Raw genomic sequence first — 22,827 nt, forward strand, 5'->3', positions numbered from 1 at the left:
CCAAACTGGTCTGCTTTCACGTAGAATGCCCGCGATTTTGTGACGCGAGCCGAGGAAAACGTGAGTCAAACATCCTTACATCATGCCCGATTGGACTGGAATGAAGCGGGAACTCCTGTCTCCAGTGACTTCGGGGATGTGTACTTTTCCAATGATAACGGTCTAAGTGAAACCCGCTACGTCTTTTTGCAGCAAAACCGGCTACCTGCGCGATTTTCGCACCACGATAGTGACAGTTTCGTGATAGGTGAAACAGGTTTCGGCACAGGTCTTAACTTTCTGGCGACAATGCAAGCCTTCCTGGAACAGGCGCCCCAATCCGGCAACGGCTCCCGTCTGCACTTCATCAGTTTCGAGAAATACCCCCTGACCCAAGACGATCTGCGCAAGGCGCTGGCCGCCTGGCCTGAACTTGGCCACTTGAGTCAGGATCTTGTCGCCCAATGGCCGCTGCCGGTTTCCGGTTGCCACCGCCTGCATTTTGCGGGTGGCCGCATTCGCCTCGATCTCTGGTTTGGCGATATCAAGGATATGCTGCCGCAGGTGCCTCACCGGGCAAAGGGGCTGGTGGATGCCTGGTATCTGGATGGTTTCTCCCCGGCCAAGAACCCGGAGATGTGGACACAGGAGCTGTTTGATGGTCTCGCTCGCCTCGCCCGTCCCGATTGCTCCATCGCCACCTTTACCTGTGCCGGTTTTGTCCGTCGCGGCCTGATTGCCGCCGGTTTTGCCATGAAGAAGGTGAAGGGCCACGGTAGCAAGCGGGAGATGCTGGTGGGGGATCGCACCGACAAGCAGCCGCAGCAGACCATCGCCCCCTGGTATGCCCGTCCTGCCGGACACGCTGACGAGGTAGTGATCATCGGCGGCGGCATCGCCTCGGCCATGACGGCGCTCTCTCTGGTGGAGCGGGGTCGCAAGGTGACGTTGCTGTGTGCAGATGGCGAACCGGCCACCGGCGCCTCGGGCAACCGCCAAGGAGCCCTCTATCCACTGCTTAACGGCGAGCACGATGCCCTGTCACGCTTCTATTCGCTCGCCTTTGGCTATGCCCGCCAACGGCTGCTGGCGTTGGCCGAACGCCACCCCATCGCTTTTGCACTGTGCGGAGTGACCCAGCTCGGTTATGACGACAAATCGGCAGCCAAGCTGGCCAAGATGAGTCAGGGCCCCTTCCCGTCCGAACTGATGCAACCCCTCTCTACAGCAGAGGTAGAGCAGGTGGTTGGCCTGCCCTGCGGCCACAGCGGCGTCAGTTACCCGCTAGGGGGCTGGCTCTGTCCGGCCGATCTCACCCGCGCCGCTATCAAAGAAGCACAAGCCAGCGGCCTGCTGAAGGTCGTGTTCAATACCGAGGTGGTTGCCATTGCCGAGCAGACCGATGGCTGGCAAGTAGAGAGCCAGGATGGCCGCCACTGGCTGGCTCCCAATCTGGTGGTCGCCGCCGGTCACCAGTTGCCAGCACTGCTCCCCTTTGCCGAGCTGCCCCTCTATCCGGTGCGCGGTCAGGTGAGCCATGTGCCGACCTCGGCCAGCTTGCGTCAGCTCAAGACCGTGCTCTGCTACGATGGCTACCTCACGCCAATGCACAACGATCAACACTGTATTGGTGCCAGCTATGGCCGCAACCAGAGCAGCCTTGAGTTTCGTGCCGAGGAGCAAATCCAGAATCAGGTGCGGTTGCAAGCCTGCCTGCCGGAGCAGGCCTGGCCCGCCGAGGTGGATGTGAGCGGCAACGAGGCGCGCGTAGGGGTGCGTTGTGCCAGTCGGGATCACCTGCCAGTGGTAGGACCAGTGGCCAGATTGCAAGGTCTGGCGGATCACTATGCGCAGCTGCAGCATGATCAACACAACGCCCAGCCGCTCCCCCTTCATCACGGTCTCTATGTGCTGGGTGCGCTCGGTTCGCGGGGTCTCTGCTCGGCGCCGCTCTGTGGCGAGCTGCTCGCCAGCGAGATCTGCGGCGATCCCCTGCCGCTGGCCGCCGATCTGCTGGAAGCGCTCCACCCTGCCCGTTACTGGGTACGCAAGCTGCTCAAGGGCAAAGCGCTGGTCTGAACCGGACTCTGCAAACAAATAGAATGGCCGCCCATCGGGCGGCCATTCTATTTATCAAATCGTGCGATGCTGGATATTGCGTCTTGAGATAGCGCTCACTTGGGCCAGTGCACCCCAAGCTGTTCGCCGTAACCCGTCTGACGCTGGAATCCGTCGAGCCGTCCCTTGACCTTGTTCAGCTCGCCACTGCCCGCAGCCCACGCGGCATAGCGCAGCGCCTGACAATCTGCATGACCGGGTAATCCCGCAATGGCGCCACCTACCTGATTAGCCCCTTGCAGTACCATCTCCTTGAAGCGGGATTCGTAGTCAAACATGCTGGAGAGCAGCCGCCCCCAGCGCTGGCGGGCAGGATCGTTACTGTTCGCGCTCTGACGCCAGCGGGGCAGCAGCACGGTGGCGTTGGTGGTCACCGTCACCCGGTTGAGCTGGCAGCGCCCCGGCAACTGCTCGGTATCCAGCTGCCAGTCCACTTGATAACTCGCCTTGCCGAGCACGGGCTTGCCATTCACCTTGGGAGCACTCTGGGCAATCGCCCGGGCAAGCTGCTCAGGACTCGTTGCATTGACCTCATAAAAACGGACATTGATGCGGGACTCTGGCACCACTTGCGGCCGGCTCGGCTGAGCCTGACTCATCAGGGGCAACAGCAACAACCCGACCCCCACTACTCCATAAACCTTGCTGACCATGCCAGACTACCTTCCTTGATTGCACGGGCGGAGAACCAACCTTGGTGAACCCCACCGCCACACAGATGACGGGTATAGCCTATGTGTGACGACGAGGCGGCGCAATACAATGATGCACCCAGAAATCAGAGCACGCTCACAGCTTGCGTGAGCAGAGTATGGCACAAGGCCAAAACTGTATTTTTATTGAGCATGACGGCTGATGCGCTGCCAGTCGAGGTGATAGTTTTTCACATTGATGTCATGACCATCTATCTGAATAAAATGATCATTTTTAAGACGGTTGGCAAAAAAGTCCTGATCTGCCCCCTCATTGAGCCACAGCTCGCAAAGTCCCCGTTTTCCCTCTTTGGCATAGAATCTCGGAGTGACCAGCAACGCGACCCCATCTACCCGGATGGCATGACGGGCCAGGCAGATTGCTTCGGTGGTTTTGGATGCCAGCGCGGCAAAACGGGGTCTGTTCCCCTCGGCAACCACCAGTACACCGTAAGAGTGAGGAGCCATGAGACGCCGCATGGCGACCGCCTGATGAGGACCGGTTTGATGAAAACCGTCATTGGTTACCGCAAACACGCAAGTAGGTGAAAATAGCATCGCAAGCAGGAAAATAGAGCGTTTAATGCCTGAAAAATCACCAACCACCATATAAAAGCCTCAAAAGACAACCAAGGCTGGCAAGGGTAGGTAGCCAAACCCGCTGGGTAAAGTACCTTTACCTTTCTTTAATTCTGTTCATGGGGTTAAACGTTGATTTAGCTCACACAACATCCTGTTTTCAGTCGCCACTCTACCCCTATCGGAATAGACTCCCTCCACTCTCATCCAATCAGAAGGCAACATATGCTGGAACTCATCGTTGGCACCCTGGTCACCCTGGTGGTGGGCCGTGCCATTTTCAAAGGATACTCCGCGACCGGGGTGCTGCTGAGCGGCGGCTTGCTGCTGCTGGTCATCACCGCCATGATGGGCAAGCCGGTGCTGCCGAGCAAGGTAGCCAGCACCGGTTATATCGCAACCGATATCTTCGAATACGTCCGCTTCCTGCTCAATGACCGTGGCGGTGGACTGGGGATGCTGATCATGGTGCTGTGCGGCTTCGCCGGCTACATGAGCCATATCGGTGCCAACACCATTCTGGTCAAGCTGGCCAGCAAACCGCTCGGCATCATCAAGTCCCCCTATATCCTGCTGGTGGCTGCCTATCTGGTGGCCTGCGCCATGTCGCTGGCGGTGAGCTCCGCTACCGGCCTCGGCGTGTTGTTGATGGCCACCCTGTTTCCGCTGATGGTCAACATGGGGATCTCCCGTGGCGCGGCGGCGGCCGTGTGCGCATCGCCAGCCGCCATCATTCTGGCACCAACCTCCGGTGACGTGGTGATGGCTGCTCAGGCCGCCAACATGCCGCTGCTGGATTTTGCCTTCAAGCTGACCCTGCCCATCTCGCTGGTGGCGATCGCCTGCATGGCGGTGACCCACTTCTTCTGGCAGCGCTACCTTGACCAAAAATCCGGTGAGCACAACGAGCCGGTCGCACCGGGTGATCTGGTGACAACTGCGCCTGCCTTCTACGCCATCCTGCCCTTTCCCCCCATCATCGGGGTGCTGGTGTTTGACGGCAAATGGGGTCCGCAGCTGGATATCGTCACCATCATCGTCATGTGCATGGTGCTGGCCAGCCTGCTGGAACTCGTGCGTATCCGCAATGGCAAGGAGCTGCTGGACGGTCTGCAGGTCTGCTGGCGCAACATGGCTGATGCCTTTGCCGGTGTGGTCATGCTGCTGGTCGGTGCCGGCGTCTTCGCCCAGGGTCTGATGACCATCGGCTTTATCGACACCCTGCTGGCTCACGCGCAGGATCTCGGTTCGGGCGGCCTGATCATGATGCTGTCACTGGTAGTGATCACCACCCTGGCAGCCTTCACCACCGGCTCGGGCAATGCCCCCTTCTATGCCTTCGTAGAGCTGATCCCCAACCTGGCCAGCAGCCTTGGCATCAACCCGGCCTATCTGGTGATCCCGATGCTGCAAGCCTCCAACCTGGGTCGCACCATTTCTCCGGTCTCCGGGGTGGTGGTCGCCTGTGCCGGGATGGGCAAGCTCTCGCCGTTTGAGGTGGTCAAGCGCACCAGTATGCCGGTCGCCGTCGGCCTGCTGGTGGTGATTGTCGCCACCCAGATCATGGTACCCGCCTGATCATTGACCAGCCCGGCACCCTGCCGGGCTGGTATCCTCCCCCCCCTTTGCAGTAGACTCGGTGCTCATTTTCCCCCTAAGGAGGACCGAGATGAGTATTACGGTTCAACTTGCCCATTTCAGTGATTGCCACTCCCACTTCGATGGCACGCCCATGAGCTTCTCCCCTGTCGGTGAAGGCCAGTGGCGCACCCAGTGCGGCGGTTATGCCCGGATCCTGACCCGACTGACCCAACTGCGTGCCAAAGCCGCAGCAGCCGGCCAGCGTTTTCTGTTTCTGCACGGTGGCGACTCCTTTCAGGGCTCTCTCTATTTCAACCGCTTCAAAGGGCGCGCCAACGCCGACCTGCTCGCCATGCTGGCCCCCGATGCCATGGTGCTCGGCAACCACGAGTTCGATCTGGGCAATGGCCCGCTGGTGGAGTTCTTGCGCCAGCTCGATTTTCCGGTGCTGGCCGCCAATTTGGACAACAGTCAGGAGCCAGCCGACACGCCGCTTGGGTTGTGGGATATTCCCCACCTCTACGACGCCCATCAGCCCTGGCATCGTCAGGTGATCGACGGGGTTCCCTTTGCGCTGCTCGGCATCACCCTCGCCCAGATGGCTGCCATCGCCAACCCGGATCCCCACACCCGTTTCCACGCGGTCGCCGACACCCTCACCCGGGTGCTGCGGGAGATCAAGCGCGAAGGGATCCAGCATATCGTGCTGCTGAGCCACCTCGGACTGGATCAGGACAAGCTGCTGGCCGAGCGCTTCCCCGAACTCAGCCTCATCATCGGTGGCCACACCCATAGCCTGCTCGGCGATCTCGCGCCGCTGGGTCTGCCAAGCGAAGGCAGCTATCCGCTGATGAACAACGGGGTGGCTATCCTGCACGCTGGCCACAGCGCCCTCTGCCTCGGTGTCTGCGAGCTCACCTTCGATGAGTCGGGCCGCGTCGTGCAGAGTCAGGGGCAGCTGGAGTGGCTCCCCTGGCAACCCTGGCCGTACGCCTCCACGCCACCTGCCGGGCTCACCTTCTGCGAGCCGGATCCACAGCTTGAACAACATCTGGCCAAACGCTACCGGCCGGAGATTGAAACCATGAGCCAGCGCATCGTCACCCGGCTGGCAGCACCACTGCCCCATCAGCGGCTGCCGGATGCCACCCTGCCCCACGGCAGCCAGCTCGCCCCGCTGGTGGCCCGCGCCATGCTGACCGCTGCCCGTGAACAGGTAGGCGAGGTGGACTTTGCCCTGCACAATGCTGGCGGCGTGCGCTGCTCGCTGGAGCCGGGCCCCCTGAGCGAAGCGGATATCGCCGGTCGCCTGCTGCCGTTTGCCATTCCCCTCACCCTCTATCGGGTGCACGGTCACGAGTTGGCGGAAGCGCTGGAAAATGCCATCGACAACGCCACCAACAACGGCGTGGTCGGCAATGGCAACGGCAGCTTCCCCTACACCGCGGGGGTGCAATTCACCTATCAGGCCGATCGGCCCAAGGGCCAGCGCATCACCCGACTGGAGTGGGAAGCCGCCCCCGGCCAGTGGCAAGCGGTCAATCCCGAACAGGTCTATCGCGGAGTGTCGAGCGCCTATACCGCCTCCGGCAAGGAGGGTTACACCGCGCTGGCGCGCACCCTGACCCAGCACAATCAGGAGCTCGGCATCACCCTGGCCGACGCTTTTATCCGCTGGGCCCGTCACCTGCCCACGCTGGAAGCGCAGCCGCCCCTGCTTGAGTACTTCAGTTGATATCGGGGGGATGCCTTTACCACATCCCCTGACGGCCAATATTGCCGCAGCCAGCGCCCGGTTCCCTGCAAGAACCGGGCTTTTTCGAGAATATTTGCCCCACACGGGCCTGCCCCATTGCATCGCACTCACTAGCTCGGCAAGATAGGCCCGCTTTCAAGACCAGCTGCAGGAACAGGCGACTTCATGAATCACTCCATCCGTTTCACTCCCCCTCGCGTCAACCCGGGTATCAAGCCAGCCATCGTGCTGCTGACCGCCCTGCTGGCGCTGCTCTTCTGTCTGCGCAACCCGCTCTTCCACGCCATGGCGCCGGGCTTTGATGCCTCGCTGTTCGCGGTGATGGGCAAGATGTGGAGCGAAGGGGGCGTGCTCTATCGCGACATGATCGACATCAAGGGGCCGATGATTTTCGCCCTCGACGCGCTGGGTTATCGAATGGGGGGATTTGTCGGGATCTGGACACTGGAGTGGGTGCTCTGCTGGCTCGGGCTGCTAGCCAGCTGGCAGGCCTTTGCCCAGCTCGGACTCTCGTTCAAGGCGCGCCTTGGCGCCATGCTGGCGGTGCTGGCTCTCTACGGCACCCGTTACTACTACGGCAACATGACCGAGGACTGGACCTTCCACCTCGCCCTCATCGCCCAGTGGGCCTTCATTACCCTGCTGCTGGACAAAGGATTTCGCTGGTGGCCGGCACTGGTGGCGGCACTCACCTTCGCCATCGTCGTCTGGATGCGCACCAACAACGGCGCCTTCTGGGGCGCCTGGTATCTGGTGCTGTTCTGCCACTGGTGCCTGCACGAGAAGTGGCGTGATGCCATCTTGCTGCTCATCTCCAGCCTGCTGGGGCTGGCGCTGATTGGCGGCCCGCTTTACGCCTACTTCCAGCAGCATGATCTGCTGGCGGCCTTCAAATACTACGCCTTCGACATCTTCTTCGAGGGGAGCTATGGCAACGGCTTCTCCCCCATGGTGGGCGCCGTCGGCCTGCTACGCACCGGCCTTATCATGCTGCTGCCCGCCTTCATCATTCTGATGCTGAGCCGCCGTCAGGAGTGGTATCTGCCCGCACTGCTGGCAACCCTGTTTGGGGTGCTGTTTACCCTGATCGCCAACTCGGTCTCCGGCCATGTGTTCGATCACTACGACGTACTCTATCTGCAACTGGCAGTGCTGCCGCTGGCGGTATTGCTGGATCGCAGCGAACAGCAGGCTGATGCCATCGGCCTGCTCTGCATCTCGCTGGTGGTGCTCACCGCCAGCTGGCTGCTGGCCCAGCAGCTCGCCTTTGGCTGGAGCACCAAGGAGTGGTCCCTCGAGCGGGTCAACGAGGTGCTCGGTACCAGCCTGCTGTGGGCGCTGCCGGTGCTGATCCTCATCCCCCTCTGGCGCGCCTGGGATGTGCGCAGTGCCACCCCCTGGCTGGCAACGCTGGCCATGCTGCTGCTGATGATCAACAACGCCTGGGAAGGCACCCTCAAGGGTCGCCCTTTCAATCCGGCCGCGCAGGTACGGGTCGATCGCATCAAGGCCGAGACAGTCCCGAGCGACAAGATCTGGGTCGATGGCATCCAGCCGCAATATTATCTCTGGACCGATCGCCAGCCGGCGTCCGCCTACCTCTTCTTTGCCAACGTCAATCCGCCCTATGACGTGCGCGAGCGGGTGCTGGCCGATATCCAGCGCCAGAATCCGAAGTTCATCATCGCCAAGCCGGATCGGGTGAGCGAAGAGCTGAAAAAACCCAGCTCCCCTTCCCATCTAGCCTTCTATCAATACCTGACCAGCCACTACGAAGAGGTGGATCCGGGTCTCTATCGCCGACGCTGATCGTCAATACGCCCCGCAGGGCGGCCATTGTTGCAATGGCCGCCCTTTTTATTGCGCCAGAGCCCCTTGCAGCGGCGGCCCGCAGTAGGCAAGCCCGCCCGAGATAACTACAATGACGCTCTTTTTGATGTAACGAGTGACACCATGGCGGAACTGACTTATCTGGGCGGCTATCCCGACCCCCTCAAGGCACAGGTACAACGGCTGATTGCGGCGGGCAAGCTGGGGGAGATGCTGGCCAAACGCTATCCGGAGAGCCACCAGATCCAGAGCGACAAGGCGCTACTCGCCTACACCATGGAGCTGAAGAACCGCTACCTCAAGAGCTCGGCGCCCCTGTCAAAGGTGGTGTTCGATGGCAAGATCAACGTGATCAAGGATGCCCTCGGCCTGCACACCTACGTCAGCCGGGTGCAGGGCAGCAAGCTCAAGGCCAAGAACGAGATCCGCATCGCCGCCCTGTTCAAGGAGGCGCCGCCCCCGTTCCTGAAAATGATCGTGGTGCACGAACTGGCCCATATCAAAGAGAAGGATCACAACAAGAGCTTCTACCAGCTCTGCCAGCACATGGAGCCCGACTATCATCAACTGGAGTTTGATCTCAGGCTCTGGCTCACCTGGCGTGATATCGACAAGGCCAACCGCTAGGCTGACAACCGTTTCAGGGAGGAAACATGTCATTCGCCGCAACCCCCTTTGGTGCCACCCGCTTTATTGCCACTTTGGTAATGACCAGCTTGGGCCGCGCAGCCCATCCCCGCCGCGCGTCACGCGGGCTGCTGGCGCTGCTGCTTTTGCTCGCGGTCCACAGCGCCCGTGCCGATGAGCGCTGGCAGAGCGACAGCTATCTGGTCGAGAGCTTTATGGCCATCGCCATGGAGCGGGAGTATGGCGAAGCCAGGCAGACCCGTTTTGCTCGCTGGCAGCAGCCGATCCGACTGCAACTTATCAACGAGTCGGGTGACAAGCCGCTGCAGGCCGACGTGGTGAAGGTACAGGCGGCCCATCTGGCCCGCATCACCGGCCACTCCATCAGCATGGTGGCCGCAAAGCCCAACCTGACCTTGATCATGACCGACTACAGCAAGATGAAGAGCTGGGCCAACCGCACCATGGGAGGGGATCCATCAGTCAAGATGGCGCTCAAGGAGGGGCTCTGCCTTGCCAACTTCGCAACCAATGCGAAACACGAGATCAGCCGTGCCACCATCATCATTCCGGTAGACTACAGCAGAGCCAAGGGGCGTTTTCTAGACTGTGTGGTGGAGGAGTTCACCCAGGTGATGGGGCTGCCCAACGACTCGGACAAGGTGTTTCCCTCCATCTTCAATGACAACAGCATCGACAGCTTTTTGACCGGGCTGGACTATGTGCTGCTCAAGATGGCCTATCACCCGGCCCTCAAAGCCGGAATGAGCAGTGACGAGATCCGCGCCGCACTGCCTATCGCACTGGCCGATCTGCGTGCCAAAGGGGAGATCCGCGAAGCCAATCGCCGGGTGCAACAGCAGAGCCTGAAAAGCTGGGCGGGGTTGTAACGGGCCTGGCTCAACCCAAAGCTAGAAAAACCACCGCGGCCTCTCACCACCCACAAAAAACGCAGCCACTTGGCTGCGTTTTTTGTTGTCCGGGGCTCTGCGAATCGTTAGCGGGCATGCCCGTTTATCAGCTACCCATTTATCCACCGCCCAGAATTATCCACTGACCATGGGGATCAGGAGGCGACGTTCTCTTCCGGCATCCAGCTGTCGGCGTTCTCCCACACCTCCTGCACCATGGCTTCGGCCAGCTCTTTGTCTTCCTTGCTGGCACGGCTGACGGTCAGGGCCATGGCACTGCCCGGCGCGACCCGCACATGGATGTCGGGGAATTTTTCGCCAAGCTGCTTGAGCAGCTCCTGACGCAGCGCCTCCATGGTCGAGGTCGGGATCTGATGTTTTCTGTCGATGATGATTTCAAGACGCATAGGAAACTTCTCCATGATTTATAACTGTATTTTTATCCAGTATTCATGGGAAGTAAAGTGCCAACTTGCACCAATCAGAAAAGATCCAGCTGCTGACCACAGATCCGATCGAACGATTCGCCGATAAAGGGGAGGATGGCATCGGCAATGGGCCGCAACTGCTTGTCGATATAGTGCTCGTAATCGATGGCGCTGCGCCGGTACTCCAGCGGCTCGGGGCCATTGAGGGTCATCAGATAGGCGATGGCGCCCCGATGCTGATAGCGCTGGGGCAGACCGCGGCGCAGGTTCTCCTCATCGGCCAGCCGCGCTGCCCGCACATGGGGCGGCACATTCTTCTGATACTCCTCCAGCTTCTGGCGCAGCCGTTTGCGGTAGATAAGCAGATCGTCGTGACGACCGGCGCGGGTCTCATCGACCATGGTGCGCACATAACCGCTGGGATCTTCATCGTGAAACACCAGCTCATAGAGGCGGGTCTGGAATTGCTTGGCCAGCATGGTCCAGTCGGTGCGCACCGATTCGAGCCCCTTGAATACCAGCTGTTCACTCCCCTCACTGGCCTTGCCAACCAGCCCCGCATAGCGCTTCTTGCTGCCCTTCTCCAAGCCGCGGATGGTGGGCATCAGAAAGCGGCGATAGTGGGTCTCGTACTGGATCTCGAGATAACTCGGCAGGTCGAACTCGCGCCTGATCAGTGCAGCCCAGTTATCGTTGATCATCTTCGCCAGCCGCTGGCCAATCTCGTCCGCCTCATCGGGGCTGGTCTCGCGCCCCAGATGGACAAAGGTGGAGTCAGTATCGCCATAGATCACCTCGAACCCCTTCGCCTCAATCCACTCGCGGGTCTGCTGCATGATGCTGTGGCCACGCAGGGTAATGGACGAGGCTAGGCGCGGATCATAGAAACGGCAGCCCCCCGACCCCAGCACGCCGTAGAAGGAGTTCATGATGATCTTGATGGCCTGGGAGAGCGCCTTGTTGCTGGCCGCCTTGGCTCTGTCCCTCGCCGCCCACAGGGTGGCGATGAGATCCGGCAAGAAGTGGCGGGTTCGGGAGAACATAGCGCCGCGAAAGCCCGGAATGGCGTGCTCGGGATGCTGCAGCCCTTCGATAAGTCCCATGGGGTCGATGCAGAAGGTGCGGATGATGCTGGGGTAGAGGCTCTTGAAGTCAAGCACCAGCACATGGCGATAGAGACCGGGTTTGGAGTCCATCACATAGCCACCGGGGCTCGCCAGCCCCCCGTCGGCCGGCAGATTGGGGGCCACGTAACCGCCACGATGGAGCCGCGGCAGATAGAGGTTGGTAAACGCCGCCACCGAGCCCCCCACCCTGTCCAGCTCCAGGCCGGTGAGGGAGGCACGCTCGATGGCAAAAGGGATGAGGTGGCAGTAATCGAAGATCTCCCACACCAGCTTGCAATCTTCCAAGTTGTAGCGGGCGAGCGCCTCCTTGTCGGAGTGGAACAGCTCGGTGATCTTCTCCCCCCGATTGGCCACATCCTCAATATCCTTGCCACGGCCGAGCAGTTCGCTCGCCACCGCATCCAGGCTGTAGCTCGGGAACTGCCAGGTGGCGCTTTTCAGGGTGTCGATGCCGTCGAGCACCATGCGCCCGGGAATGATGACGTTGCCGGTTTGGGGATCGCCCCGTGACGAGCGCCAGAAGCAGAGCTCGCGCCCCCGCCCAAGACGCAGCCGCCGCTTGTTAAGCTCGGCGCGGCGCAGCAGCAGGCGAAAGTCAAAATTGACCACGTTCCAGCCAATCACCAGATCGGGGTCATGCTGGCTGAACCAGCTCTCCAGCGCACTCAATAGGGAGCTCTCGTCCGCCACCCATTCGACCTGGGTGCCCCAGCTCTCGGCATCCGTTTCCGGGGTGCCGATCATGATGACCCGCGCATCCTGCTCGCTATAAAGACCGACCGAGAAGAGCGCCCCGTCCATGGCGCACTCCACATCCAGCGACACCCAGGAGAGGGTTGGCGTCACCGCCTGCGGCGCGCAGCGCGCCTCGTTCACCTCCCAGTAGCCCTGCTTGCCCCCCTTTTTTACCGCCCGGCCATCGAAGCGCACGCCAGCGGTGATGAAACGCTCCATCAGAAAACGCTCCGGCAGCCGGATATCCGCCTCGAAGTGCTCCAGTCCGCGAATCAGCAGCAGCTCGATAGCGCGGTGAAAGGCGCTCAGGGTGGTGAAATAGCAGCCCACCACGGGGCGACCGTCGAAGGTGTGCATCGGCAGGCGGCGAAACCGCCCGCTCACCCCGGCCCCTTTGAACAGCTCGGCGGCTTCTGCCATGTGGCTCTGTGGCAAAAAGAACACCGGCACCTGCCCCGGCACCACCACCCGTACCGGCCCCTGCGCGCTCCAGAGCCACATCACGATTTCGGTGGTGGCGGCGTGCCCGTTGCGGCCGCGCACGTCCCGACCGTGGCGGGTCAGGATAAAACCGTCGAGGGGCGGAATGGCGGGTACGGTGGGCTGGGTTGCAGTCATGAAGCGTAAAGGGGCTGTCCGAGAATGGGACTATTGTACGTTCATACAGTGCCTACTCGCAATCGTCACGCTGGCTGCGAGGCGGGAGTCAAACTGGTAAGCTCGATCCGGTCGTTATTCCCGCCCATCCCGTTCTGACCACTCTTCGCCGACAAAAGGAGTCTTTGTGGCAATCTATTCCCTGCTGGATCAGCTGGCTATCCCCTACCAGCGCTTTGACCATCCCCCGGTGTTTACCTGTGAGGAGGCGAGCAAGTTGCTGCCCGACCTGCCCGCCGCCAAGACCAAGAACCTCTTTTTGCGCGATCCGAAAAGCGAGCGGCTGTTTCTGGTGGTGAGTCCGGAGGAGCGCCGGGTCGACCTCAAGGCGCTGGCTGCCATGCTCGGCGTCAAGCGGCTGAGCTTTGGCTCCCCGGAGCGGCTCGATGCGGTGCTCGGCCTCACCCCGGGATCGGTGACCCTGCTCGCCATGGTGCGCGACAGGGAAAAAGCGGTAGAGCTGGTGGTGGACGAGGCCATCTGGCAGGCCGAACAGGTGCAGTGCCATCCGCTGGTCAACACCGCAACCCTGATCATCCGCCTCAACGACGTGCGCCGTCTGCTGACCCATCTGGACAGGGAGGCCATAGTAATGCGCTTGCCTGCTGCAACCTGCGATTAGCACAACGTCTGGCGGTTGGGTTCACCCTGCCGCCAACACAACCACCTTTCACGCAGCGAAATTGACTGACAAGACAATAAAATACCCCCTTGAGCTCTGATAAATCGAGTCAGCAGTTGCCATCGTGCAAGAAGTCGGAGGTGAGCACATTCGGCCATTTAACCCATTGATAATAGGTTGGATTCATGTTGTGATCGGCCACTGCCAGCGGGCGATACCCCATCGCCTGTTCGTTCACAGGTGACTTCCCAGAGAGCCCCTTGATGCCAAGTCTGTTTTCCTCGGCCCAGTTGTTGAGTCTGGTGCTGTTCGTCACGCTGTCACATGTGGGGGTCGCCACCATTTTCGCCGCCATGTGGCACACCCATCGCCAGATCAGGGCATTGATCTACTGGTCAGCGGGGGAACTGGTTATCGCGGGGGCTTTTTGCTGCCTGCTGCTGCGCCCCCTTGAGGGAAATGCATCCCTTGCCAATATTCTCTGCACCAACCTGCTGTTGATGTCGACCACCCTGCTCTATGAACGGGGGATGCGCCACTTCTTTCGCCGTGAAGCCGACCAACTGGGCTGGCTGCTGCCCGCCGTTACCCTCGGTGGTTTCGTTTTGTTTGCCCTGACCGCCCTGCAGCAACCCCTCTTTGATGTGCATAGCCGGATCATCGTACTCTCCGGCGTGCTCTCGCTGCAGATTGCACTGCTTATCTGGCAGCTCTGGCGCTACCAGCGGCTGGCCCCTGTCTATCGGGTGCTGCGCTTTGCCATTCTGCTGCTCGGCCTGCAACTGCTGTTGCAACTGCTGCGGATCGCCAAACATCTCTGGCAGCCGGAGCTGGCGGCCAACTCCTTCACCGACCCGCTGCTCGGGCCTGTGATCCTGCTCAGCCTGCTCTTTACCATCGCCCGCAGTTATCTGCTGCTGAGCCTGGTCCACACCCGCCAACAGCAAGCCCTGCTGGCCACCCAGCGCAAGCTGGAGCGTCGCGCCAATCAGGATGAGCTGACCGGCCTGTTCAGCCGCCACTATTTCGAACGCCAGGTGGCCCTGCGTGCCCGCGAGGTGAGGAGCCCCAGCCAGCTACTGCTGATCGATCTGGACAACTTCAAGCAGATCAACGACCGCCACGGCCACCCCGCCGGTGATGCCATGCTGCGGGCCGTGGGTCGGGTGATCGCCAATACCCTGCCTTCCGAGGGCATGGCCGGTCGGCTTGGCGGCGATGAGCTGGCCCTGCTGCTGATGGCGGACCCGCAGACCCTGCCCGACTACTGCCACAGCCTGCAACAGCAGATCGCCGAGGCGACCCGAGAGCTGGCCGGTGGCCCCATCAGCCTCAGCATCGGCCTCACCTCGCTGCACCCTGACGAGGGGTTTGAAGCGGCCTACCTGCGCTCGGATCGGGCCCTCTACGCCGCCAAACAGGCTGGAAGGCAACGGGCCTGCGTACAGGAGCTCCACCACAACGAGCCGCAACCGCTGCCGCCCTGCGCGCTCCTGTCATGAGCGCAGTGCTCGCTCTGCAGTGCCGACCGGCCAGGCTGGCAGATGCTCCGGCTTACTATCGCTATGTCACCGAATGCGCCGAGGACGGACAGCCGCTCTATCAGGTGGCGCAATTTGACCCGAACGGCTGGTTACAGAGCCTGCTGGACCACGCCGAAGGGCGCAACTTGCCCAGTGGATACCTGCCGACCACCACCTATTTTGCCCTCGATGGCGAGGAGATCATCGCCACCCTGCGCCTGCGTCACGGTGACAATGAGGCAACCCGCCAGTGGCTGGGTCATATCGGTTACGAAACTCGCCCCTCTCGCCGTGGCGAAGGGGCCGCGACCGTGCTGCTGCGCTGGGTACAACAACAGGTGCTGGCAGCGCCGGTGCTGATCTGCTGTGACCAAGACAATCTGGCCTCCCGCAAGGTCATTACAGCAGCCGGTGGCGTGTGGCTGGGACGGCGCTTCCATCCGGGGGATCGTAACTGGCTGGAGATGTATCAGCTAGCCCCCTGCCCCAGCCGACCATAGCCGCAGCAGCAATAAAAAGAGCGCCCCGAAGGCGCTCTTTTTGTGAACGTGGCAAGACCGTTAGTAGCTGTCTTCCTGCTCCGCCTTCATCCGGACCTGACGGGCATAGGCCTCCTCCTCGGCGCTCTCGATCTCCTGCAGCACCGAATCGAGATCGATGGCGGCGCTGCTCTCTTCAAAGTGGCCAGTCAGCTCGCTCTCGGGGGTGAGTTTGCCATCTTCAAACAGCGCCCACATCTCCTTGGCATAACGGGTCTTGAGCAGCTCGGGGGCATACATGCCGTAGTAGTTGCGCATGTTGTTGACGTCCCGCTCCAGCATCGCCTTGGCCTGGTTGTTGGCGGCGGAATCCACCACCTGGGGCAGGTCGATGATGACGGGGCCCTGTTCATCCACCAGCACATTGAATTCGGAGAGATCGCCGTGGATGAGACCGGCGCAGAGCATCCGCACCACGTAACGGATCACCTTGGCATGGTCGATGACCGCCTGCTCGGGGGTAAGCGCCACATCGTTGAGGCGCGGCGCGACATTGCCATCCTCATCGGTGATAAGTTCCATCAAGAGGACGCCATCGAGGCAGACATAGGGCTGCGGCACCCGCACACCGGCCGCCGCCAGCTTGAACAGGGCGTCGACCTCGGTGTTCTGCCACACCTCTTCATGCTGTTTGCGGCCGTACTTGGAGCCCTTCTCCATGGCGCGGGCGCTGCGGCTGTTACGCACCTTGCGCCCCTCCTGATAGACCACGGCCTGCTTGAAGCTGCGCTTGGACGCCTCTTTATAGACTTTGGCGCAGCGGATCTCGCCGCCGCAGCGCACCACATAGACGTCGGCCTCTTTGCCGCTCATCAACCGGCTGACGACCTCATCGACCAGGCCGTCATCAACCAGAGGTTGGATTCGATTTGGAATTTTCATGGCCGCCCTTTTACCCTATTTCCGCTCTCGAAGATAGCTCCGCGCACGCTCACCTGCCTCTCCCTTTCATAAGACACCCTGTTATCCCCTGTTTGCGCTGTTTTTGTCCACCCGTTCGCCTTAAAAACCACCAGCAGCAGACCAAATACGAAAGGCGCCTGTGCCAACAAAAATGGCCCGCAAGCGGGCCAATTTTCAAGGTTCGGGCGGCAAGCCCTGACGAATACGCTGGATCCCCGCTTCATAAAGGCCGTCATCCCCCTCCTGATGCTCCAGGGTTTCGAAGATCTTGAGAAACCACATGTACTGCTCGGGATGGCGCACCACCTGCATCTCCACCACCCGGTTCATGGCGTTGACGTCTGCCAGCAGATCGGCGGTGGGATAAGGGTCAAACGGCGGCTCGATCTCCAGCAGATAGCATCCCTCATCCTCGTCATAGCTGGCGAAGATGGGCACGGCCCTAGCGCCAGTCAGCTTCACCAGCTTGGGCAGCGCGGGCAGGGTTGCCTTGGGGCGACCAAAAAAGGGAACAAACACGCTCGCCTCGCGGCCGTGATCCTGATCTGGCAGGTAGAAGAAACTGGCACCAGCGCGGATCGACTTGATCGCAGGCTTGATCCCGGCGCTGCGCTCATAGACCTTGCCCCCTTTGGCCCGCTCGCGGTTGATGTACCAGTCGAACACCTGATCTTTCGGGCTCTTCATCATGGTGCACATCTCGATGCCCATCATGGAGAAGTAGCGGCCAATCATGTCGACCGCCCAGGTATGAGGCACCACCAGGATCACCGGGCGGCCTGCAGCCTGCTCCGCTTGCACATGCTCCCAGCCGGTGACCTTGATGCGGCGGGTCAGCCGCGCCTTGCTGCGCCAGCTGAGCTCGCCAAAGCCCATAAAGGTCTTGAGCCCGACCCGGATCGATTTGAGCAGCAGCGCCTGCCGTGCAGCGGCATCCAGCTCGGGAAAGCAGATCTTGAGGTTGGTATCGGCGATATAGGCCTGCTTTTTCGAAAAACGCAGCAGGGTCGGCGAAACCAGATCGGCAAAGCGATCCCTCAATCTCGCGGGGGTAAATGCCAGCAGGGAGAGCAGGCCCAGCGCGCACCAGCTGCCCCACCATTTGGGATGCAGCAGGCGGCTATGAAATGAGGTATCAAATACCGGATCTAACGCAGACATGGCGGCCATCAAGTCATCAAAAACAAACGGTTATTGTAGTTATCCTGACATTTTTTTCTACCCTGGGGAGGCTGGCCATCAGCCTGCAAGGCACTGATCAGACTAGTTATCATAAAAAATGGCCCACCTGGGGCCATTTCAATCAATCCAAATTCTGGGTCAGCCGTGGGGCGACAATCCCTTGCGGATCCGCTGGATCCCCGCCTCGTAAAGGCCATCCGGCCCCTCCTGATCCTGACGGGTATCGAAGATCTTGAGGAACCACATGTACTGGCCCGGATGGCGCATCAGCTGCTGTTGCACCATGTCGTTCATGCGACAGGTATCGGCCATCACATCCTCGGTGGGATAGTTGTCGAACGGTGCCTCAATCTCCAGCCGGTAGCAGTGGTTCGCTTCGTCATAGCAGGCGAGCAGCGGCACCGCCTTGGCACCGCTGACCTGCACCAGACGGGGCAAGGCAGGCAGGGTCGCTTTGGGATAGCCAAAGAATGGGGCGAAGATGCTCTTCTCGCGGCCATGATCCTGATCCGGCAGATAGAAGAAGCTGCGACCGCTCTTGATGGTCCTGATCACTGCCTTGATCCCGGCGCTGCGCTCATAGACGCGGCAACCGTTCTTGGCTCGTGCACGGTTGAGGTGCCAGTCAAACACCGGATTGCGCGCCCGCTTCATCATGGTGCACATGGGCACCCCGCGCTGGGTGAAGCAGTAACCGGCGGCATCCACCGGCCAGGTATGGGGTACTACCAGGATCACCGGACGGCCGGCCGCCCGCTCCGCCTCGATATGCTCCCAACCGATCACCTGCATCCGGCTCATCAGATAACGCTGACTGCGCATGGTGAACTCGCCAAATCCCAACAGACTCTTGAGGCCGACCCGGATCGAGGTCAGTGCAATGGCATCCCGCTCTTCCGGGCTCTTGTCCGGGAAGCAGATCTCCAGATTGGTTCTGGCGATATAGATCTGTTTTTTCGAGATACGAAACACCAGCGGTGCCAAGGCTTCGGCCAAACGGTCGCGCAATCGCACCGGCACAAAGGCGAGCAGCATCAGCACGCCGAGCGCCAGCCAGCTGAACCAGTAGCGGGGATGCAGAAAACGGGCTTCAAAAGAGGAGTCAAATACGGGATCTTGGGACGACATGTATTGGGGTCGAGCGAAAAAGTGGTGCTGCATTGTAGTCGTCCTGACAGGTAATACCAGTTAAATCCATGGCAAATAGCCCGCCACGGGCGCCACATCAAAAAACCATAAAAAAATGCCCCGCACCGCGGGGCATTTTGCTCGTTACACAACCAGGGTGGAGGCTCTTTGTCCATCCATAGTATGACTGGTCGTTTATCCCGTCGCTCTCGGAGCGCACTGCTTATCCATTTCCCGATGTCACATCATCAAGATTTATCGGTGAGCACCCTGGCGGGCCATGCCGTTATTCATTTCGGTATTACGCTGCGGCAGAAAAAACATCAGGTAACGCAGTGCCACATACCCGACGATCACGGTAGCCACCCCCAGCTCGAAGTGGGCCAGCAGTCTGATCTGCTCGACGTAGTGACTCCCTTGCGCAAACCCTTCAACCAGATGAGCCACTTTGAACAGGGCGGTGGCACCGATCACCAGCGGGAAGGTGAAGGCGGCATAACCCGGCGAGAAGGGCAGACGCAGCAGTTTGATGAAGGCCAGATAGATGATGCCGGTCATCAGGATGGCAATCCCCAGCAGCACGGCCACCAGCAGCAGTGACGGCTCCTGGCTGACGGTCAGGTAACCGGCCAGAGAGAGGCTGGCAGGAGCAGCCAGAATGGCGATGGTCGGTTTGGCGGCATCCGGCACTTCATGGCTGAAGATCAGGCGATAGAGCATCAGCGGCAGCATCAGGCCGTAGCAGATGATCCCGAACCAGAGCAGGCCGTTGGCCAGCGGGGCAAACTGACCACCCGGGAAGGCGACGTCAGCCACGATGATCCCCACCGGCGGCACGAACCAGCTCGGCACCATGTGGTGGATTTCAAACTCTTTGGCGCGATGCCAGATAAAAGTGGCCAGGAACAGCAGGTGAACAGCTACGGCAAACAGCCAGAGGGCCTCGCCCGCTTGCGGCGCAATCATACCGAGCGCTTTGGAGACCACCATGGTCCCCATGGCATAGGTCGGTACCACACTGCCGACTACGGGGTGAGCGAGATCCTGCAACAGCAGGCGGGGGTGAAGCAGAAACTTGAAGGTCAGGATCACCAGCAGCACGGCAGCAATGGCAGCGCCCAGCAGTTGCATCCGGCCATCGAAGTGACCGGCATTTTCCCAACACCAACCAAGGCTGGCGATGCCCAGCGCCAGACCCGCCATGGGGGTTGGGGCGGCAGCCAGTGATTTACGGGTTCTTGCGATCATGATGACACCTTTCTATTGATGACTATGGCGATAGGATAATGGCCCCTTATCGTTTACGATATCTAAATGAATTAAATCAATCATTCAGGAAAACCAAACACGATGAAACTGACCCTGCAGCAGCTGAAAGTGTTCGCCACCATTGCCCGTTATGGAAACCTTGGCCTTGCCGCCAACGAGCTCTGCCTGAGCAAGGGGGCCGTCTCCCAGTCGCTGCAGGAGCTGGAGCGCCAGCTCTCTACCCCGCTGTTTGACCGCATTCACCCCAGATTGCAGCTCAACAACGAGGGGCGCCTGCTGCAACCGGCCGCCGAAGAGCTGCTGACCCGGATGCAGGATATCGAGAACCTGTTCAGCCCCGATGCCGAGCCGAGCGGCCAGCTGCGCCTTGGTGCCAGCCAGACCATCGGCAACTACCTGCTCCCCACCCTGCTCGCCAGCAGTAAACAGGAGCTGGGGCTCCCCCCCAAGGTGACCATCAACAACACTCACCTGCTCTGCCATGCGCTGGCCAACTTCGAGCTGGATATGGCACTGATCGAGGGGGAGAACCACCACCCCGACCTGCTCGCCGAACCCTGGCTGCAGGACGAGATGCTGGTGGTGGCCCCACCCGGTCACCCGCTTGCCAACAAGAAGGAGCTATCCCTCTCCCGACTGGGGGGCGAGACCTGGGTATTGCGTGAAGCGCAATCGGGCAGCCGCGAGCAGTTTATCCAGCAGATCCAGCCCGAGCTGCCCCGCTGGCAACCAGGGCTTGAACTCAACACCCTGGAGGCGGTGATGCTGGCGGTGGAGAAGGGGCTTGGCATCTCCTTTATCTCCCGGCTGGCAGCCTCGGATCGCCTGGCAGATGGGCGGCTGATCGCCCTGCCCCTCTCCCGGCGCTTCCCGCGCCAGCTCTCCCTTATCTGGCACAAGCAGAAGTACCACTCCACCTCCCTGCGCCACTTTATCCACTTCTGCCGGGCTCAGGTGAAGGATTCCGAGGTGAGCCGCGCAGGGTAACGCCCGCTCGGAGCGCCGCTGGCAGACCCGCCCGCCAATGACGGAAAAAGCAGAGAGGGAGCCACGGCTCCCTCTCTTTGATTCGCTTCTGAGTATCACTGCGCCAGACTGCGCAACCAGCTGATCTCCTCGCCCCAGATGGACTCGTCTATGGTCTCGAGGATCAGCGGAATGCGATCGAAGCGATCATCATTCATGATGTGGTGGAATACTGCCTCCCCCAGATTGCCCTCCCGCAAGCTGTGGTGGCGATCGACCCGGCTACCGAAAGTGCACTTGGCGCCGTTGATATGCATCCCCTTGAGATAATGAAAACCCACCGTGCGGTCGAACTCGGCAAAGACAGTGGCACAGCTCTCGGTGGTGCGCAGATCATAACCTGCGGCAAAGGCGTGGCAGGTATCGAAACAGATCCCGACCCGGCTCTTGTCCTCCACCCCCTCGATGATGGTGGCGAGGTGCTCGAACGACCAGCCGAGGTTGGTCCCCTGCCCGGCGGTATTCTCGATCACCGCCGTCACCCCTTCACTGCGCTCCAGCGCCCAGTTGATGGACTCGCTCACCAGCTTGAGGCTGGCAGCCTCTGGGATCTGCTTGAGATGGCTACCGGGGTGGAAGTTCAGATAGCAAAGCCCCAGCTGCTCGCAGCGCTTCATCTCGTCGAGAAACGCATCGCGGGATTTGGCCAGACCATCGGGATCCGGGTGGCCCAGATTGATGAGATAGCTGTCGTGGGGCAGGATCTGCTCCGGCAGAAAACCGGCCTTGTCACAGGCCGCCTTGAAGGCGCGGATGGTGGCATCCGACAAGGGGGCGGCCTGCCACTGACGTTGATTCTTGGTAAAGAGGGCAAACGCGTTGGCCCCGATGGCCTGGGCGCGGGCGATGGTATTCTCCACCCCGCCGGCCGCACTGACGTGGGCTCCGATATATTTCATACAATCTCCTCGATACGGCAAGCCGCCATTATGCCGATCCAGCCCGGCCACGCCAAACCGGGATATCCGATAGCGGGTATCGACAAATAGTGCCGCCTATACAAGGCGCTGCGTTTCATGGCGTAATCGGCCTTCGCTGTGGCAACCTCTCCCCAGAAGGGATAGTTAGAGCCCGCCCGCGCCAGCATGGCGCCCATAAAAAAACGCAGCGTATCGCCTGAGCAATAACGCTGCGTCTTTGGGTCTCTCGGCCGTCCCCCTTGCCGTGACCCGAATGGCCAGCGACAAGGGAGCAAGAATGCGCGGGGAGAGTCGCCTTAGAAGGGCATCTTGAAGCCTGGCGGCAGTTGCATGCCACCGGTCAGCTCGCCCATCTTGGCCTTGTTCTGCTCTTCCACACGGCGCACGGCATCGTTGCAAGCGGCGGCAACCAGATCTTCCAGCAGCTCCTTGTCATCTTCCATCAGGGAGGGGTCGATCTCGATGCGACGGACGCTGTGGCTACCGGTCATGGTGACCTTGACCATACCAGCACCGGCTTCACCGGTCACTTCCATCTGAGCCAGCTGCTCCTGCGCCTTCTGCATACGCTCTTGCATCTGTTGGGCCTGTTTCATCAGGTTCCCCATTCCACCTTTACCAAACATATGTCGTCTCTCGTCTTGAAATCCGGCATCCAGCGCCGGGCTGTGGGCTTGTCTGTCCTAGATGGGGAC

20 protein-coding genes are annotated in these 22,827 nt (G+C 60.6%); 10 read left to right on the plus strand and 10 right to left on the minus strand.

Annotated features, from left to right (window positions below):
• Window positions 1-39 precede the first annotated feature (39 nt).
• Complete coding sequence (gene mnmC, locus ACTG2S_RS12690) at window positions 40-2,058, plus strand: bifunctional tRNA (5-methylaminomethyl-2-thiouridine)(34)-methyltransferase MnmD/FAD-dependent 5-carboxymethylaminomethyl-2-thiouridine(34) oxidoreductase MnmC (protein ID WP_274160447.1); 2,019 nt, start codon at window positions 40-42, stop codon at window positions 2,056-2,058.
• Between the two features lie 95 nt (window positions 2,059-2,153).
• On the opposite strand, the gene ACTG2S_RS12695 is transcribed toward mnmC, so the two are convergent.
• On the minus strand, window positions 2,154-2,750 hold the full coding sequence (locus ACTG2S_RS12695; RefSeq protein ID WP_058056880.1) for a DUF922 domain-containing protein: 597 nt from the start codon (window positions 2,748-2,750) through the stop codon (window positions 2,154-2,156).
• A 183-nt stretch (window positions 2,751-2,933) separates the two neighbouring features.
• Entirely contained in the window at window positions 2,934-3,398 is a 465-nt protein-coding gene (locus ACTG2S_RS12700) for a hypothetical protein (RefSeq protein ID WP_274160448.1), read from the minus strand.
• 195 nt (window positions 3,399-3,593) lie between these two features.
• Here ACTG2S_RS12700 and dcuC point away from each other — a divergent pair, with 195 nt between their 5' ends.
• From dcuC to ACTG2S_RS12725, 5 genes are all read left to right on the plus strand, one after another.
• Window positions 3,594-4,946, plus strand: coding sequence for an anaerobic C4-dicarboxylate transporter DcuC (gene dcuC / locus ACTG2S_RS12705; protein WP_439982594.1), 1,353 nt, complete (start codon window positions 3,594-3,596; stop codon window positions 4,944-4,946).
• A 91-nt stretch (window positions 4,947-5,037) separates the two neighbouring features.
• Complete coding sequence (locus tag ACTG2S_RS12710) at window positions 5,038-6,684, plus strand: bifunctional metallophosphatase/5'-nucleotidase (RefSeq protein WP_274160450.1); 1,647 nt, start codon at window positions 5,038-5,040, stop codon at window positions 6,682-6,684.
• Window positions 6,685-6,870: 186 nt separating this feature from the next.
• Window positions 6,871-8,514: a hypothetical protein gene (locus tag ACTG2S_RS12715; RefSeq protein WP_274160451.1), complete on the plus strand. Its 1,644-nt coding sequence runs from the start codon at window positions 6,871-6,873 to the stop codon at window positions 8,512-8,514.
• 144 nt (window positions 8,515-8,658) lie between these two features.
• The gene (locus tag ACTG2S_RS12720) at window positions 8,659-9,162 is read left to right on the plus strand and encodes a M48 family metallopeptidase (protein WP_043826299.1); all 504 of its coding nucleotides are present in this window, start codon (window positions 8,659-8,661) and stop codon (window positions 9,160-9,162) included.
• Window positions 9,163-9,188: 26 nt separating this feature from the next.
• Window positions 9,189-10,052, plus strand: a complete 864-nt coding sequence (locus ACTG2S_RS12725) for a DUF2927 domain-containing protein (RefSeq protein ID WP_429207001.1) — start codon at window positions 9,189-9,191, stop codon at window positions 10,050-10,052.
• A gap of 176 nt (window positions 10,053-10,228) precedes the next feature.
• On the opposite strand, the gene ACTG2S_RS12730 is transcribed toward ACTG2S_RS12725, so the two are convergent.
• Both ACTG2S_RS12730 and ACTG2S_RS12735 read right to left on the minus strand, forming a co-directional pair.
• Window positions 10,229-10,480, minus strand: a complete 252-nt coding sequence (locus ACTG2S_RS12730) for a DinI family protein (protein ID WP_005352362.1) — start codon at window positions 10,478-10,480, stop codon at window positions 10,229-10,231.
• A 74-nt stretch (window positions 10,481-10,554) separates the two neighbouring features.
• Window positions 10,555-12,981 (minus strand): DNA polymerase II, encoded by a 2,427-nt coding sequence (locus ACTG2S_RS12735; protein WP_274160453.1) that lies wholly within the window; start codon window positions 12,979-12,981, stop codon window positions 10,555-10,557.
• A 166-nt stretch (window positions 12,982-13,147) separates the two neighbouring features.
• Between ACTG2S_RS12735 and ACTG2S_RS12740 the strand changes: the two genes are divergently transcribed.
• From ACTG2S_RS12740 to ACTG2S_RS12750, 3 genes are all read left to right on the plus strand, one after another.
• Window positions 13,148-13,642: a prolyl-tRNA synthetase associated domain-containing protein gene (locus ACTG2S_RS12740; RefSeq protein WP_274160454.1), complete on the plus strand. Its 495-nt coding sequence runs from the start codon at window positions 13,148-13,150 to the stop codon at window positions 13,640-13,642.
• 263 nt (window positions 13,643-13,905) lie between these two features.
• Window positions 13,906-15,144, plus strand: coding sequence for a GGDEF domain-containing protein (locus tag ACTG2S_RS12745; protein ID WP_236268168.1), 1,239 nt, complete (start codon window positions 13,906-13,908; stop codon window positions 15,142-15,144).
• Window positions 15,141-15,665, plus strand: coding sequence for a GNAT family N-acetyltransferase (locus ACTG2S_RS12750; protein WP_216953496.1), 525 nt, complete (start codon window positions 15,141-15,143; stop codon window positions 15,663-15,665). The genes ACTG2S_RS12745 and ACTG2S_RS12750 overlap by 4 nt, the downstream gene beginning before the upstream one ends.
• 60 nt (window positions 15,666-15,725) lie before the next feature.
• On the opposite strand, the gene ACTG2S_RS12755 is transcribed toward ACTG2S_RS12750, so the two are convergent.
• The 4 genes from ACTG2S_RS12755 to ACTG2S_RS12770 form a co-directional block, all read right to left on the minus strand.
• Entirely contained in the window at window positions 15,726-16,586 is an 861-nt protein-coding gene (locus ACTG2S_RS12755; protein ID WP_274160455.1) for a PA4780 family RIO1-like protein kinase, read from the minus strand.
• A gap of 195 nt (window positions 16,587-16,781) precedes the next feature.
• Complete coding sequence (locus ACTG2S_RS12760; RefSeq protein ID WP_439982597.1) at window positions 16,782-17,777, minus strand: LpxL/LpxP family acyltransferase; 996 nt, start codon at window positions 17,775-17,777, stop codon at window positions 16,782-16,784.
• 150 nt (window positions 17,778-17,927) lie between these two features.
• Window positions 17,928-18,917 carry a lauroyl-Kdo(2)-lipid IV(A) myristoyltransferase gene (lpxM, locus tag ACTG2S_RS12765; protein WP_274160456.1) on the minus strand — a complete coding sequence of 330 codons (990 nt, stop codon included), beginning with the start codon at window positions 18,915-18,917 and terminating at the stop codon, window positions 17,928-17,930.
• Window positions 18,918-19,172: 255 nt separating this feature from the next.
• Window positions 19,173-20,165: a TDT family transporter gene (locus ACTG2S_RS12770; RefSeq protein ID WP_005352390.1), complete on the minus strand. Its 993-nt coding sequence runs from the start codon at window positions 20,163-20,165 to the stop codon at window positions 19,173-19,175.
• 102 nt (window positions 20,166-20,267) lie between these two features.
• On the opposite strand from ACTG2S_RS12770, the gene ACTG2S_RS12775 reads away from it, so the two are divergent.
• On the plus strand, window positions 20,268-21,173 hold the full coding sequence (locus ACTG2S_RS12775) for a LysR substrate-binding domain-containing protein (RefSeq protein WP_274160457.1): 906 nt from the start codon (window positions 20,268-20,270) through the stop codon (window positions 21,171-21,173).
• Window positions 21,174-21,268: 95 nt separating this feature from the next.
• Here the strand turns inward: ACTG2S_RS12775 and nfo are convergent, their stop codons facing one another.
• Both nfo and ACTG2S_RS12785 read right to left on the minus strand, forming a co-directional pair.
• On the minus strand, window positions 21,269-22,111 hold the full coding sequence (gene nfo, locus ACTG2S_RS12780; protein ID WP_274160458.1) for a deoxyribonuclease IV: 843 nt from the start codon (window positions 22,109-22,111) through the stop codon (window positions 21,269-21,271).
• 317 nt (window positions 22,112-22,428) lie between these two features.
• Entirely contained in the window at window positions 22,429-22,758 is a 330-nt protein-coding gene (locus ACTG2S_RS12785) for a YbaB/EbfC family nucleoid-associated protein (protein ID WP_005333445.1), read from the minus strand.
• Window positions 22,759-22,827: the final 69 nt, after the last annotated feature.

This window comes from Aeromonas sp. 82P (assembly GCF_051919365.1).
In the GTDB taxonomy this organism is placed as follows: Bacteria; Pseudomonadota; Gammaproteobacteria; order Enterobacterales; family Aeromonadaceae; genus Aeromonas; species Aeromonas veronii.